Source organism: Nocardioides solisilvae (genome assembly GCF_003194625.1).
Classification (GTDB): Bacteria; Actinomycetota; Actinomycetes; order Propionibacteriales; family Nocardioidaceae; genus Nocardioides; species Nocardioides solisilvae.
The window spans coordinates 719,382-733,280 of sequence record NZ_QHKX01000002.1; the positions used below are offsets into that span (position 1 = coordinate 719,382).

Below are 13,899 nucleotides of genomic sequence, written 5' to 3' on the forward strand. Positions count from 1 at the left end.
ATCACGAACGAAGTGTCGCTGGACTTCGATGCCCCATCGCACTGCTACGTCGACGCGTGGAAGGATTTCGGCTTGCGGACTCTCTGCGGACTGGGCGGGGTGAGACCCCCTCTGACCTGCACAAACACGCTAGCTCACACGTTGAAGCGGAACTCCACGACGTCGCCGTCGGCCATGACGTAGTCCTTGCCCTCCATGCGGACCTTGCCGGCCTCCTTGGCCTTGGCCATCGACCCCGCGGCGACGAGGTCGTCGAAGGAGACGATCTCGGCCTTGATGAAGCCCTTCTGGAAGTCGGTGTGGATCACGCCGGCTGCCTCGGGGGCGGTGGCGCCCTGTGGGATCGTCCAGGCGCGCGTCTCCTTGGGCCCTGCGGTGAGGTAGGTCTGCAGGCCGAGGGTGGCGAAGCCGACCCGGGCCAGCACCTCCAGGCCGGGCTCGGTGACGCCCGCCTCGGCCAGGAACTCGGCGGCCTCCTCGTCGTCGAGCTCGACCAGCTCGGACTCGAACTTCGCGTCGAGGAAGATCGCCTCGGCGGGCGCGACCAGGTCGCGCATCTGCTGCTTGAGCGCCTCGTCGCCGAGCTCGTCGGAGTCGCAGTTGAAGACGTAGATGAACGGCTTGGCGGTGAGCAGCGACAGCTCGCGCAGCAGGCTGCGGTCGATCGAGGTGGCGATGATCGGCGTCCCGGCCTCGAGCGCCTCCTTGGCCGCCCGCGCCGCCTCGAGGTTGGCCACCAGGTCCTTGACCTTGCGCGACTCCTTCTCCAGCCGGACGACGGCCCGCTCGACGGTCTCGAGGTCGGCGAGGATCAGCTCGGTCTGGATGGTGGAGATGTCGTTGCCGGGGTTGACCTCGCCGTCGACGTGGGTGACGTCCTCGTCGCGGAAGACCCGGGTCACCTGGCAGATCGCGGCCGACTCGCGGATGTGGGAGAGGAACTTGTTGCCCAGGCCCTCGCCCTGCGAGGCGCCGCGGACGATGCCGGCGATGTCGACGAACTCCACGGTCGCGGGGAGGATCTTCTCGCTGCCGAAGATCTCCGCCAGCCTCGCCAGACGGGAGTCGGGCACCCCGACCACGCCGACGTTGGGCTCGATCGTCGCGAAGGGGTAGTTCGCGGCGAGCACGTCATTCTTGGTCAGCGCGTTGAAGAGGGTCGACTTGCCGGCGTTGGGGAGTCCGACGATCCCGATGGTGAGGGCCACGGGCGCCGAGTCTAGGTGCGGCGCCCGCGGCCCTCGAAATCACGCGGGGTCGCTGGGCCCCCGCGTCGTCGGTGCCCTGTGGGAGGCTCGCACCCGTGACGATCGACGCCCCGCCCGACGTGCCCGTCCCCGAGCCCGACCCGGTGGCCCTCCGCGAGCCCGCGCACCAGGTCTGCCCCCGGGCGGTGCAGTACTGGCGGACGTCCGCCGCGCTCGGCCTCCTCGCCGAGCTGGCGGTCGCCGGCGTCCTCTTCCTGCTCCTGCCGTGGTGGGCCTGGTGGGCCACCGCCCTCGTCGTGGCGGCCACGCTGGTCAACCTGGTCTACGTGCTGGTCGTGCCCGGCCTGCGCTTCCGGGTGCACCGCTGGGAGGTGAGCCCGACGGCCGTCCACACCCGCTCGGGGTGGTTGGAGGTCGAGACCCGCATCGCGCCGCTCAGCCGGGTGCAGACGGTCGACTCCACCCAGGGCCTCCTGATGCGCCGTTTCCGTCTGGCCTCCCTCACGGTCACCACCGCCTCGGCCGCCGGACCGATCACCATCGAGGGGCTGGACGCCGACGACGCGCGGCGCCTGGTCGCCCAGCTCACCGCGATCACCGGCGCCGCCGAGGGCGACGCCACGTGAGCGACGACTGGCGCCGGCTCAGTCCCCGCAAGCTCGTCATCGACCCGCTGGCGGTCCTGCGCTCCTTCTTCTTCCCGCTGGTGGCGGTGGTGATCGGGGTCAGCAGCAGCGGCCGGCCCATGTGGACGTTCGCCGTCCTGCCGGCCTTCCTCCTCGGCGCCGTCGCGCTCGGCGTGGTGCCGTGGCTGACCACGTGGTTCCGCCTCGACGAGGAGCAGTTCCAGCTGCGCAGCGGACTGCTCAACAAGAAGAGCTCGACGGTCCGCCTGGACCGGATCCGCAGCGTCGACCTCGAGGGCCAGCTCGTCCACCGGATGCTCGGGCTGCGCACCGTGCGGATCGGCACCGGTGTGGACGACGACCGGATCACCCTCGACGCCGTCACCGTCGTCGAGGCCGCCGAGCTGCGCCGGGTGCTGCTCGCCCGCTCGGCCTCCGGCGCCGACCCCCGGGCCCTCGACGACGCCGACCGGGGGCCCCACCCCACGCCGCCCCCTCCCCCCGCTCCCGAGCAGGTGCTCGCCCGGCTCGACCCGACATGGGTCCGGTTCGCCCCCTTCAGCCTCGCGAGGCTCGTCGTGGTGGCCGGCGCCGTCGGGTTCCTCACCCAGGTCCTCGACGACTTCCCGGTCCTCGACGGCGACGACGTGCGCAGCGCGTGGGAGTGGGTGACCGGCTTCGCCGTGCTCGCCGTCGTCGCGTTCCTGCTCGCGATCGCCCTGCTCGGCTGGATCGCCCTCTCGATCGTCGGCTACCTCGCCCAGTGGTGGGGGCTGCGGCTCAGCCGCGGCGCGGGCTCCCTCCACCTCGTCCACGGCCTGCTCACCACCCGGTCGGTCACGGTCGAGGAGCAGCGGATCCGCGGGATCGAGCTGGAGGAGAAGGTGCTGCTGCGGATGGTCCGCGGGGCCGAGCTCTCCACCCTCGCCACCGGGGTCAGCAACGGGGTGACGGCCGTGCTGCCCCCGTGCCCGGCGACGGTGGCCCGAGGCGTGGGGGCGCAGGTGGTGGAGGACGCACGTCCCCTCGCCACCGGGCTGCGTCCGCACGGCCCGGCCGCCAGGCGCCGCAGCCACGTGAGGTGGCAGCGTCCGACCCTCGTCCTGCTGGTCGTCCTCCTCGCGCTCCGGCTCGACGCCCTGGAGCCGGTGCGGGACCGCCTCGACTGGGTCCCCGGCTGGCTGCCGTGGGCCGCGGTGCCGGCGGCCGCGCTGCTGGGGGCGCTGCTGGCCGAGGCGGCCTACGCCCACCTCGGTCACGCCCTGACCGACCGCCACCTGGTGGTCGGCAGCGGGACCAGCACCCGCCGCCGTACCGTCCTGGAGCGTGACGGGGTGATCGGCTGGGTCGTGGAGCAGAGCTGGTTCCAGCGACGGGCCGGTCTCGCGACGCTGGTGGCCACCACCGCCGCCGGGCAGGAGCGGGTCACGCTGCGCGACGTCCCCCACGACCGGGCGGTCGAGCTGGCCCACCAGGTCACGCCGGCGGCGCTGGCCCCCTTCGTCCGGACGGCGTGACGCCGGCGCGGACCACGTCCGCGCCGGCGCCCCCGGGGGCGGTCCTGCTCAGCGGACAAGCGCCGGCTCCGACGCGGGCGTCTCCGTCAGCTCGGCGGGGTCCGGGAGCCTGCCCTCGTGGAACGCCTCCTCCAGCTCCGGGCTGATCCCGCGGCGCTGCTGCCAGGCGGAGACCCAGGCGACGAGGAAGGGGGCCACGAAGGCGGTGGTGACCACCGCGGCGGCCACCTGCGCCGTGGCCACCTCCTGGACCGCCAGGAACGTCGGGTCGACGGTGGCGACGGCGACCGGCGTGGCGATCGCGTTGCCCGCGGTGCTGGCCTCGGCGACGCCGGCGATCACGTTGCGGGCCGGGCGGGGGTGGCGCCGGACCCTGTGCCAGAGCACCAGCCCGCCGACGGCCGCGCCGCCGGAGAGCACGACGGTGGCCAGGCCGAGCAGCACGCCGGCCATCCCGGCGGTCGCCAGCACGGTGAAGTCGATGCCGGCGCCCAGCGCGAAGGCCGCGAACGGGATGATCAGCTTCTCCCCCGGCGCCAGGAACTCGCGGGCGACCGCGCTGCCGTTGCCGAGCAGGAAGCCCAGCACCATCGGGAGGACGGCGGCCAGCAGCGCCATCAGCGGGAAGTCGGCCAGCCCGGCGGCGCCCATCGCCACGAGGGTGAGGAACGGGCCGTCGTTGATCGACAGCACCGAGATCGCGCCCTTGTCGGTGCGGTTGCCGAACTGGCTGGTGAGGGCGACGTAGAGCGAGCCGTTGGAGTTGGACATCGCCGCGATCACGGCCAGCGGGACGAGGCCCCACAGCGTGCCGCCCGGCACGAGGAAGGCGATCGAGAGGCCGACCGCGACGGCGACGCCGTACTTCGCGAGCAAGAGGACGATCCCCTTCTCCACGGCGGGCAGCGCGGCCCTCACCTGGATCTGGGAGCCGACCGAGAAGAAGAAGAGACCGATGAGGACCGGCGCCCCCTCCTTGAAGAGGGCGGTGGTGAAGCTACCGATCGAGAGCAGGTCGGGGGCCACCGTGTTGACCACGGCGCCGAGGAAGAGCGGGACGATCATCAGCGCGCCGGGGATCCGGCCGATCGTGCGGAGCAGGTTGTCCATGACGGGTCCTTCAGGGGGTGGAGGGAGGGTGGGAACGGCCGGTCAGCCCTGGTCGCCGCCGGCGACGGGCAGCACGGAGCCGGTGACGTACGAGGCCTCGTCCGAGGCGAGGAAGAGGATCGGCCCGACCTGCTCGGCGAGGGTGCCGTAGCGCTTCATGTGGCTGCTGGACACTGTCTGGTCGACGATCTCCCGGTACCAGGCCTGGTCCCGGTCGTCGAGGTCGGAGTCGTTGCGCGGGATCCGGCGCGGCGGCGCCTCGGTGCCGCCGGGCGCGGTGGCGACCACCCGCACGCCCTTGGCCGCCGCCTCGAACGCCAGGGCGGCGGTGAGGGCGTTGACGCCGCCCTTGGCCGCGGCGTACGGCGCCCGGTTGACGCCGCGGGTGGCCACCGAGCTGACGTTGACGATCGTCCCGGCACCCCGCTCGACCATCGACGGGAGCACGGCACGGCAGCACCACAGCGTCGGGAAGAGCGAGCGCCGCACCTCCTGCTCGATCGCGGCGACGTCGTACTCCTCGTAGGGGCGGGTCCAGATCGTGCCGCCGACGTTGTTGACGAGCACGTCGACGCGGCCGTGCTCGGCCAGCGCCACCTCGACGAGCGCCTGCGCCCCGTCGAACTGCTCGAGGTCGCCCTCGAAGGTGGTGGCCCGGCCGCCCGCCTCCTCGATCTCGACCGCGACGTCCGTGACCAGGGGTGAGCGGTCCGCGAGCAGCACCGTGCCGCCCTCCGCCGCCGCGCGCACGGCGACCGCCGCGCCGATGCCCTGGGCCGCGCCGGTGACGACCAGGACCTTGTCCGAGAACCGTGATGGGTACATGCGTTTTGCCTCCTCGAGATGACGACCTGTGTCACAGGTCACGTCTGACGAGGACGGTGTCGCGCACCACAGGGGCGTGTGAAAGACCGAATCGGCGCCGATTGATCGGCTCCGCCTATGAGCGCAGGTCACCCGGGTGTGCCGTGGACCACACGCCTAGGGTGGGCTGGTGCGCATCGCGACCTGGAACGTCAACTCCCTCCGCTCCCGCATCGGCCGCGTCGAGGCCTTCCTGGAGCGTCACGACGTCGACGTGCTGGCGCTCCAGGAGACGAAGGCGAAGGTCGACCAGCTCCCGGTGATGGGGCTCCAGTCGCTGGGCTACGAGGTCGCCGCCGCCGGCACCAGCCAGTGGAACGGCGTGGCGCTGGTGAGCCGGGTCGGGCTGGAGAACGTCCGGGTCGGCTTCGAGGGGATGCCCGGCTACGGCGACCCCGTGGAGCCCGAGGCCCGCGCGATCGGCGCGGTCTGCGGCGGCGTGCGGATCTGGTCGCTCTACGTGCCCAACGGCCGCAAGCCCGCCGACCCGCACTACGTCTACAAGCTCGACTGGCTGGCCCGGCTGCGCGACCAGGCCCGGGGGTGGCTGGGCGAGGAGACCGCGCTGGTGGGCGACTGGAACGTCTGCCCCACCGACGAGGACGTCTTCGACCCGGCGCAGTTCCGCAGCTCGACGCACGTGACGCCCGCTGAGCGCGCCGCGTTCCGGGCGTTCCTCGACGACGGGTACGCCGACGTGGTGCGGCCGCACGCACCGGGCCCGGAGAACTACACCTACTGGGACTACTACCGCCAGCGGTTCGAGCGGAACCGCGGCCTGCGGATCGACTTCGTGCTGGGCTCCCCCTCCCTGGCGTCGCGGGTCACCCACGCGTTCATCGACCGCGAGGAGCGCGACCCCACCTTCGGCGAGGGGTCGCCGTCCGACCACGCCCCCGTGGTCGTCGACCTCGGCTGACCGCGGTGGAGCCCGAGGACCTGTTCGCCGGACACCCCGAGGGCCTGACGCTGTGCCGCCTCGTCCAGGAGGCCGTCGCCGACCTCGGGGACGACGTGACGACGGCCGCGAGCCGCAGCCAGGTCGCCTTCCGCCGGCGCCGGGGCTTCGCCTACGTCTGGCGGCCCGGTCAGTACGTCGCCAACGACGCGCCGGCGGTCCTCTCCCTCGCCCTCCCCCACGAGCTTCGCTCGCGGCGCTTCAAGGAGGTCGTCCACCCCTCCCCGCGGGTCTGGATGCACCACCTCGAGCTCCGCCGGCCCCAGGACGTCGACGACGAGGTGCGCGCCTGGCTCGCGGCGGCGTACGCCGCCGCCGTCGACGTCCCCTGACGCGCCTCGCCGGGTGCGCGTCCCAGGACTGTCGGCGGTCGCCGCCATGATCGGGGACATGGACCTCTCGACCCTGTTGACGCTGGTGACCGGGCTGCTGCTGGGCCTCGCCCTCGGGGCGCTGATCGGCTGGCTCTGGGCGGGCACCCGCCACCCCGGCGAGGAGGCCGTCGCCGCCCTGGAGTCCCGGGCCGCCGACCAGGCGGTGGTCCGCGAGGGGCTGGATCGGCTGGCCGACCAGCTGCGCGACCTGCACCACGACCGCGCCACCTGGCAGGGCGAGTTCAACGCGCAGGTCCGGGGCATGCAGATGACCACCGAGTCGCTGCGCCGCGAGACCTCCTCGCTGGCCACCGCGCTGCGCAAGCCCCAGGTCCGCGGCCGCTGGGGAGAGATGCACCTGCGGCGGGCGGTTGAGCTGGCCGGGATGGTGGACCGGTGCGACTTCACCGAGCAGCACCGGCTCGACGACGGCGCGCTGCGGCCCGACCTGGTGGTCCACCTGGCCGGCGGGCGCCACGTCGTCGTCGATGCCAAGGTGCCGCTGGACGCGTTCCTCGACGCCACCGCCGCCGACGACGACCAGGAGCGCGAGGCCCACCTCGCCCGGCACGCCCGCCAGCTGCGCACCCACGTCGCCGGGCTCTCCGACAAGGCGTACTGGAAGTCGCTGCCGGGCACGCCCGAGTTCGTGGTGCTCTTCGTCCCGGCGGAGGCGTTCCTCTCCGCCGCCCTCGAGGCCGAGCCCCGGCTGCTGGAGCACGCCGCCGAGCGCCGGGTGGTCCTGGCGACGCCCACCACCCTGATCGCCCTGCTCCGCACGGTCGCCCAGGGATGGAGCCACGAGACGCTGGCCGGGCAGGTGGCCGAGGTGCAGCGGCTGGGTCGCGAGCTCTACGACCGCCTCGGGACGATGGGCGACCACGTCGCCCAGGTCGGCCGGAGCCTCGGCTCCGCGGTGAAGGCCTACAACCAGGCGGTCGGCTCGCTGGAGGGCCGGGTGCTGGTCACGGCCCGGAGGTTCGAGGCCCTCGGTGTGGTCGACCCAGGGCTCGACGAGGTCCGCCAGGTCGACCTGGCCCCCCGGGAGCCGTCGGCCCCCGAGCTCGCCCTGCTCGACGAGCGGGAGCCGTTCCCCGACCTCGCCGGTCTCAGCGCCCCGCCGCAGGAGGGCACCGACGCGTCCGACGACCCGGCGCGTCGCTCGCGCGGAGCCTGACGGGAGCCCTACGTTGGTCGACGTGAGCCGCTCCTGGGGCACGGAGTCCGAGAGCCACGCCGTGGCCCTCGGGCTGGCCGTCGCGCTCAGCGTCGTCGCCGTGGACCACCTGCTGGTCGGTGAGCTCAGCCTCTTCTTCGACCTGTGCTTCATCACCCTCTGCCTGGCCCTGGCGGTCCGGGTCCGCGAGGACGGCTGGTTCGTGATGGGGCTCTACCCGCCCGTGCTGATGCTCGCCGTCTTCGTGCTCCTGGGCCTCGTCGCCCCGCAGGTGGTCGCCGAGCCCGACGACGGCGTCGTGCAGGCGGTGATCAGCGGCCTCACCCACCACAGCGCCGCGCTGCTCGTGGGCTACGCGCTCTCGCTCGCCGCCTGGTGGCGGCGCAGCAGCGCCGCCGGTCAGCCCTCGAACCGGGACGGGTCCCCCGACCCGACCCTCAGCACCTCGGGGTAGCCCTCCGACCAGTCGACGACGGTGGTCGGCTCGGCGGAGGTCTCGCCCGCCTCGAGCACGAGGTCGACCTGGTGGTCCAGCTCCTCCTTGACGTCCCAGCCCATCGTCCGCGGCTCGGTCTCGCCCGGCAGGATCAGGGTGCTGGTGAGCATGGGCTCGCCGAGCTCCTCCAGCAGCGTGCACACCACGGGGTGGTCGGTGATCCGCACCCCCACGGTCTTCTTCTTGGGGTGCATGAGCCGCCGCGGCACCTCGCTGGTGGCCGGCAGGATGAACGTGTAGGGCCCGGGGGTGGCCCCCTTGATCGCCCGGAACGCCGAGTTGTCGAGCTTGACGAACTGCCCGAGCTGGGCGAAGTCCTTGCACATGAGGGTGAAGTCGTGGCGCTCGTCGAGGTCGCGGATCCGCAGGATCCGGTCCCGGCCGTCGCGGTTGCCGAGCTGGCAGCCCAGCGCGTAGCCCGAGTCGGTCGGGTAGGCGATCAGCGCGTCGTCGCGCAGCGCCTCCACCACCTGCCGGACGAGGCGGACCTGCGGGTTCTCGGGGTGGAGGTCGACGTACCGGGCCATCAGGACCCCTGCTGCTGGGCCTTGCGCATGTCGCGGCGCAGCTCGGGCGGGAGCGCGAAGATGAGCGACTCCTCGGCGGACCGCACCGCCTTCGCGTCGGGGTAGCCGCGCTCGGAGAGGAAGGCGAGCACCCCCTCGACCAGCTCCTCGGGCACCGAGGCGCCCGACGTGACCGAGACGGTGCGGACGCCGTCGAGCCAGGCCTCGTCGATCTCGGAGGCGTCGTCGACCCGGTAGGAGGACTTGGCGCCCGCCTCCAGGGCGACCTCGACCAGGCGGACCGAGTTCGACGAGTTGCCGGAGCCGACGACGATGACCAGGTCGGCGTCGACCGCGATCTCCTTGACCGCGAGCTGGCGGTTCTGGGTGGCGTAGCAGATGTCGTCGGACGGCGGGTCCAGCAGCAGCGGGAACCGCTCGCGGATCGCCGCCACGGTCTCCAGGGTCTCGTCGACCGAGAGCGTGGTCTGGGAGAGCCAGGCCACCTTGGCCGGGTCGCGCACCACGATGCCCGGGACGTCGGCCGGCGACTGGACGAGCTGGATGTGCTCGGGGGCCTCGCCCGCCGTGCCCTCCACCTCCTCGTGGCCCTCGTGGCCGATGAGCAGGATGTCGTAGTCGTCGGCGGCGAAGCGCTTGGCCTCGTGGTGCACCTTGGTCACCAGCGGGCAGGTCGCGTCGATGGTCTTCAGCTGCCGCTCGGCCGCCTGCTCGTGCACCGCCGGGGAGACCCCGTGGGCGGAGAAGACGACGGTGGCGCCGGGCGGCACCTCGTCGAGCTCCTCGACGAAGACCGCGCCGCGCGCCTCGAGCGTGGAGACCACGTGCTTGTTGTGGACGATCTGCTTGCGCACGTAGACCGGGGCGCCGTAGAGGTCCAGCGCCTTCTCGACCGTGATCACGGCCCGGTCGACGCCGGCGCAGTAGCCGCGCGGGGCGGCCAGCAGCACGGCCTTCTCCGCTTCCTCGGCCGAGAGGACGGTCGGCGTACCCAGGTCGATGCTCATGGGACCCGAGTCTACGGGGCCCGGGGCTGTCGGCGCCGTCGCCTAGGGTGGCCGCCGTGGCCCTGGAGACCTCCCCCGAGCAGCCGGCACCGGTGCGGCAGATCGCCAACGCGATCTCCGGCTGGATCGACCGGCTCGGCGCCGTGTGGGTCGAGGGGCAGATCGCGCAGGTCAACCGGCGCCCGGGCGTGCAGACGGTCTTCCTCACGCTGCGCGACTCGGTGGCCGACATCTCGGTGCCGCTGACCTGCGCCCGCAGCACCTTCGACGGGCTCAACCCGCCGCTCGTGGAGGGCGCGAGCGTCGTCGTCCACGCCAAGCCCAGCTACTACGCCAACCGCGGCACGCTCTCGCTGGCCGTGCGGTCGATCCGGATGGTCGGGCTGGGCGAGCTGCTCGCGCGGCTCGAGCGTCGCCGCCAGCTGCTGGCCGCCGAGGGCCTCTTCGCCCCCGAGCTCAAGCGCCGCCTCCCCTTCCTCCCGGGCACGGTCGGGCTCGTCACGGCCCCCGGCTCGGCCGCCGAGCGCGACGTCCTGGACAACGCGCGCCGCCGGTGGCCGGCCGTCCGTTTCGAGGTGGTCCACGCCGCCATGCAGGGTCCTCGCTGCGCGGGCGAGGTGATGGAGGCCCTCGACCGGCTCGAGCGCCATCCCGAGGTCGACGTGGTCGTGGTCGCCCGCGGGGGCGGCTCGGTGGAGGATCTGCTGCCCTTCAGCGACGAGGCCGTGGTCCGCGCCGTCCACCGGATGCGCACCCCCGTGGTCTCGGCGATCGGCCACGAGCCCGACCAGCCGCTGCTCGACCTGGTGGCCGACGTGCGCGCCTCCACGCCCACCGACGCGGCCAAGCTGGTGGTCCCCGACATGGCCGAGGAGCTGCACGGCGTCCGGTGGGCCCGGCAGCGGGTGCGCCAGCAGCTGCGCGCCATCCTCGACCGCGAGCAGCGCGGCCTCGACGACATCCGGTCCCGCCCGGCGCTGGCCGACCCGCGGCACCTCCTCGACGTCAGGTCCGAGGAGGTCGACGCCCTGCGCGACCGGGCCCGGCGCACGCTCTCCCACCGGCTCGACCGGGCCGCCGACGACGTCGCCCACCACCGCGCCCGCGCCCGCGCGCTCTCGCCGCTGGCGACCCTGCAGCGCGGGTACGCCGTGGTCCAGGACGCCGACGGTCACGTGCTCACGTCGGTGGCCGCCGTGGGCGAGGGCTCCGCGCTGACCGTGCGCCTCGCCGACGGCCGGGTCCACGCCACCGCGACGGGCACCGAGCAGACCGACCAGACAGCGCAGGCAGAAGAGACAGCGCAGACCGACCCCCAGCACCCAGGAGCGACGACCGATGGCTGAGACCGAGCAGCTCTCCTACGAGCAGGCCCGCGAGGAGCTGGTGGAGGTGGTGCGCACGCTCGAGCAGGGCGGCACCACGCTGGAGGAGTCGCTCCGGCTGTGGGAGCGGGGCGAGGCGCTGGCCCAGGCGTGCCAGCAGTGGCTGGACGGCGCCCGTCAGCGCCTGGACGCCGCGATCGAGGCCGACCCCGAGGGCGCGTAGGTCACAGCGGCGCCTCGGTCAGGCGGGAGGCGAGCTCCTCCACGACCTCCCGGGGCGCCGAGCCGTAGACGAGGACGACGTCGCCGTCGCGCTCGCGCACGAGGGCGGTGTCGCCGCCGGCGTCGGTGAAGACCTGCCACTCGCCCGCCAGCTCACCGCCCACCCGCACCGGCTCCTCCTCGGAGGTGTCCTCGTCGACGAAGACCTCGAGGAGGTCCTCGACGCGGTCGTCCTCCTGGCGGATCCCGACGTAGCGGTCCTCGTCGGTGAGCATCCCCATCCCCCACACGGGCGGGTCGGTGGGGGTGAAGGCCAGGCTGGTGACCTTCCAGCCCTCGGGCAGCTCGCCGGGGTGGACCACCGCGTGGCCGGCGCCCTGGGCGGCGACGACCGCCTCCTCCCAGTCGAGCGGGTCGACGGTGGTCTCGGCGCTCTCCCGGTTGAGGTCGCGCAGCAGCACGAACGCGAGGACGGCGACCACCAGCACGAGCATCGCGCCGACCATGGCGCCCATCGAGGTCTGGTAGCGGCCCGGCTTCTCACTCACGCCGGCCATCCTCTCAGCCGGGGCGACGACCGGGTGTCCGGGCCCACCCCGAGGGAGCCGGGGTCCCGCCGCGCCTCGGTACCATGCGCCCCATGACGCCGAAGGACCTCACGGTCGCCCCCGAGTCCCCCGACCGCAACCTGGCCATGGAGCTGGTCCGCGTCACCGAGGCGGCTGCGATGGCTGCTGCCCGCTGGGTGGGCCGGGGCGACAAGAACGGCGCCGACGCCCGGGCGGTCAACGCGATGCGCGTGATGATCTCGACGATCCAGATGAACGGCACGGTCGTCATCGGCGAGGGCGAGAAGGACAACGCCCCGATGCTCTACAACGGCGAGTCCGTCGGCGACGGCACCGGCCCCGAGTGCGACGTCGCGGTCGACCCGATCGACGGCACGACGCTGACCGCCAAGGGGATGAACAACGCGGTCGCCGTGCTGGCCGTCGCCCCCCGCGGCACGATGTACGACCCGTCGGCGGTCTTCTACATGGAGAAGCTCGTCACCGGCCCCGAGGCGGCCGACGTGGTCGACCTGCGCCTGCCCGTGGCGGAGAACATCCACCTCGTCGCCAAGGCCAAGGGCCGGCGCCCCGAGGACGTCACGGTCGTGCTGCTCGACCGGCCCCGCCACGAGAAGCTCGCCGAGGAGATCCGCGCCGCCGGGGCCCGGATCAAGTTCATCAGCGACGGCGACGTGGCCGGGGCGATCATGGCGGCCCGGCAGAACACGGGCGTCGACCTCCTCCTCGGGATCGGCGGGACCCCCGAGGGGATCATCGCCGCCTGCGCCATGAAGGCCATGGGCGGCGTCATCCAGGGCCGCCTGTGGCCCACCGACGACGAGGAGCGGCAGCGCGCCCTCGACGCCGGGCACGACCTGGACCCCGACCACCTGCTCACCACCGACGAGCTGGTCACCGGCGAGGACTGCTTCTTCGTCGCCACCGGGATCACCGACGGCGAGCTGATGCAGGGGGTCCGCTACCTGCCCAACGGCGCGGCGACCACCCACTCGCTCGTGATGCGCTCGCGCAGCGGCACGATCCGCAACATCATCTCCGAGCACCAGCTCGGCAAGCTACGCAATTTCTCCGCGATCGACTTCGACCACTGAGAGCCGCACCGGCTGGACGAGGGTCCGGCGCACCAGGTCGATGACCTCCGGCTCGACGACCATGCCCACGTGGGAGCAGGTCACCTCCACGTGGTGGGCCCGGGGGTCGAGGCAGGCGCGGTGGTCGACCACCCCGTCGCGCCGCGACCACACGGCGGTGTAGGCCACCGACGGGTCCAGCGGCGCCTGGCACAGGTCGAAGGCCGACCGCGCGCACGCCCCGGCGACGCAGTCCTCGGCCATCAGGCCGCGCAGCCCGGCGCGGCTGAGCCGGACGAGCACCTCGACGCTGGCGGTGAGGCTGGGGTGGTGGGCGCCCGGGGCCAGCACCGGGCTGCCGAGCGTGATGATCCCGGAGACCAGGTCGGGACGGCGAGCGGCCACGCTGCGCGCGAGCATCCCGCCGAGGCTGTGCCCGACGACGCGGGCGCGACGGCCCCGGCGCGCCACCACCGACTCCAGGCGCGCCTCCAGCTGGTCGGCGGCGCTGCGGGTGCAGCCCACGTTGGCGTGGATGTGGGAGCGAAAGGTCTGCATGCCGTCGCGACGCAGCTCGCGGGCCAGCGGGGCCATCGTCGCGTCACCGGCGAGGAAGCCGGGGACGAGCACGACCGGGTCGTGGTCCCGGCGCGGGGTGGCGCCCGCGAAACACCTCGGCCCCAGCCCCTGCCGGCCGCGCCTCGCCGCGTAGCGGCCGAGCTCGGCCACGACGCTGGCCTCGCGCAGGACCGCCGCGGGGTGCAGCGCCTCGAAGCCCTCCGGGCGGAGGAAGGAGGCGAGTGTGTTCGGGCTCACACTGTGCACGGTAGCCATCAGGAACCCCAG

Annotated in this window: 16 protein-coding genes; 9 read left to right on the top strand and 7 right to left on the bottom strand. The window is 73.4% G+C overall.

What is annotated here, in order from left to right; all coding sequences use genetic code 11:
* Positions 1 to 134 precede the first annotated feature (134 nt).
* The gene (ychF, locus tag DNK53_RS09465) at positions 135 to 1,208 is read right to left on the bottom strand and encodes a redox-regulated ATPase YchF (protein ID WP_110182016.1); all 1,074 of its coding nucleotides are present in this window, start codon (positions 1,206 to 1,208) and stop codon (positions 135 to 137) included.
* Positions 1,209 to 1,303: 95 nt separating this feature from the next.
* Between ychF and DNK53_RS09470 the strand changes: the two genes are divergently transcribed.
* Both DNK53_RS09470 and DNK53_RS09475 read left to right on the top strand, forming a co-directional pair.
* A complete protein-coding gene (locus DNK53_RS09470) occupies positions 1,304 to 1,834 on the top strand; it encodes a PH domain-containing protein (protein WP_239456451.1) in 531 nt (176 codons plus the stop codon).
* Positions 1,831 to 3,351 (top strand): PH domain-containing protein, encoded by a 1,521-nt coding sequence (locus DNK53_RS09475; RefSeq protein WP_110182017.1) that lies wholly within the window; start codon positions 1,831 to 1,833, stop codon positions 3,349 to 3,351. The genes DNK53_RS09470 and DNK53_RS09475 overlap by 4 nt, the downstream gene beginning before the upstream one ends.
* Before the next feature lie 48 nt (positions 3,352 to 3,399).
* On the opposite strand, the gene DNK53_RS09480 is transcribed toward DNK53_RS09475, so the two are convergent.
* Together DNK53_RS09480 and DNK53_RS09485 are read right to left on the bottom strand one after the other, a co-directional pair.
* Positions 3,400 to 4,461 carry a 2-keto-3-deoxygluconate permease gene (locus DNK53_RS09480; RefSeq protein WP_110182018.1) on the bottom strand — a complete coding sequence of 354 codons (1,062 nt, stop codon included), beginning with the start codon at positions 4,459 to 4,461 and terminating at the stop codon, positions 3,400 to 3,402.
* Between the two features lie 42 nt (positions 4,462 to 4,503).
* Complete coding sequence (locus tag DNK53_RS09485; RefSeq protein ID WP_110182019.1) at positions 4,504 to 5,286, bottom strand: 1,6-dihydroxycyclohexa-2,4-diene-1-carboxylate dehydrogenase; 783 nt, start codon at positions 5,284 to 5,286, stop codon at positions 4,504 to 4,506.
* Between the two features lie 169 nt (positions 5,287 to 5,455).
* Between DNK53_RS09485 and DNK53_RS09490 the strand changes: the two genes are divergently transcribed.
* The 4 genes from DNK53_RS09490 to DNK53_RS09505 are packed head-to-tail and all read left to right on the top strand — an operon-like array spanning position 5,456 to position 8,288.
* Positions 5,456 to 6,244 (top strand): exodeoxyribonuclease III, encoded by a 789-nt coding sequence (locus DNK53_RS09490; protein WP_110182020.1) that lies wholly within the window; start codon positions 5,456 to 5,458, stop codon positions 6,242 to 6,244.
* A 5-nt stretch (positions 6,245 to 6,249) separates the two neighbouring features.
* Entirely contained in the window at positions 6,250 to 6,615 is a 366-nt protein-coding gene (locus DNK53_RS09495) for a DUF5655 domain-containing protein (protein WP_204163838.1), read from the top strand.
* Between the two features lie 58 nt (positions 6,616 to 6,673).
* Positions 6,674 to 7,834 (top strand): DNA recombination protein RmuC, encoded by a 1,161-nt coding sequence (locus DNK53_RS09500; RefSeq protein WP_110182424.1) that lies wholly within the window; start codon positions 6,674 to 6,676, stop codon positions 7,832 to 7,834.
* Positions 7,835 to 7,856: 22 nt separating this feature from the next.
* Positions 7,857 to 8,288 carry a DUF6542 domain-containing protein gene (locus DNK53_RS09505; protein ID WP_162599859.1) on the top strand — a complete coding sequence of 144 codons (432 nt, stop codon included), beginning with the start codon at positions 7,857 to 7,859 and terminating at the stop codon, positions 8,286 to 8,288.
* On the opposite strand, the gene DNK53_RS09510 is transcribed toward DNK53_RS09505, so the two are convergent.
* Positions 8,234 to 8,857, bottom strand: coding sequence for an L-threonylcarbamoyladenylate synthase (locus DNK53_RS09510; RefSeq protein ID WP_110182023.1), 624 nt, complete (start codon positions 8,855 to 8,857; stop codon positions 8,234 to 8,236). The two genes, DNK53_RS09505 and DNK53_RS09510, sit on opposite strands and share 55 nt — an antisense overlap.
* Entirely contained in the window at positions 8,857 to 9,864 is a 1,008-nt protein-coding gene (locus tag DNK53_RS09515) for a 4-hydroxy-3-methylbut-2-enyl diphosphate reductase (protein WP_110182024.1), read from the bottom strand. Before DNK53_RS09515 ends, DNK53_RS09510 begins: the two co-directional genes overlap by 1 nt.
* A 56-nt stretch (positions 9,865 to 9,920) precedes the next feature.
* Here DNK53_RS09515 and xseA point away from each other — a divergent pair, with 56 nt between their 5' ends.
* Positions 9,921 to 11,210: an exodeoxyribonuclease VII large subunit gene (xseA, locus tag DNK53_RS09520; RefSeq protein ID WP_110182425.1), complete on the top strand. Its 1,290-nt coding sequence runs from the start codon at positions 9,921 to 9,923 to the stop codon at positions 11,208 to 11,210.
* Complete coding sequence (locus tag DNK53_RS09525; RefSeq protein WP_110182025.1) at positions 11,203 to 11,412, top strand: exodeoxyribonuclease VII small subunit; 210 nt, start codon at positions 11,203 to 11,205, stop codon at positions 11,410 to 11,412. Before xseA ends, DNK53_RS09525 begins: the two co-directional genes overlap by 8 nt.
* A gap of 1 nt (position 11,413) precedes the next feature.
* On the opposite strand, the gene DNK53_RS09530 is transcribed toward DNK53_RS09525, so the two are convergent.
* A complete protein-coding gene (locus tag DNK53_RS09530; protein WP_162599860.1) occupies positions 11,414 to 11,959 on the bottom strand; it encodes a DUF4245 domain-containing protein in 546 nt (181 codons plus the stop codon).
* A 92-nt stretch (positions 11,960 to 12,051) separates the two neighbouring features.
* Between DNK53_RS09530 and glpX the strand changes: the two genes are divergently transcribed.
* Positions 12,052 to 13,074 carry a class II fructose-bisphosphatase gene (gene glpX, locus DNK53_RS09535; RefSeq protein ID WP_204163839.1) on the top strand — a complete coding sequence of 341 codons (1,023 nt, stop codon included), beginning with the start codon at positions 12,052 to 12,054 and terminating at the stop codon, positions 13,072 to 13,074.
* Here glpX and DNK53_RS09540 read toward each other — a convergent pair.
* Positions 13,039 to 13,869, bottom strand: coding sequence for an alpha/beta fold hydrolase (locus DNK53_RS09540; protein ID WP_162599861.1), 831 nt, complete (start codon positions 13,867 to 13,869; stop codon positions 13,039 to 13,041). The two genes, glpX and DNK53_RS09540, sit on opposite strands and share 36 nt — an antisense overlap.
* Between the last annotated feature and the right edge of the window lie 30 nt (positions 13,870 to 13,899).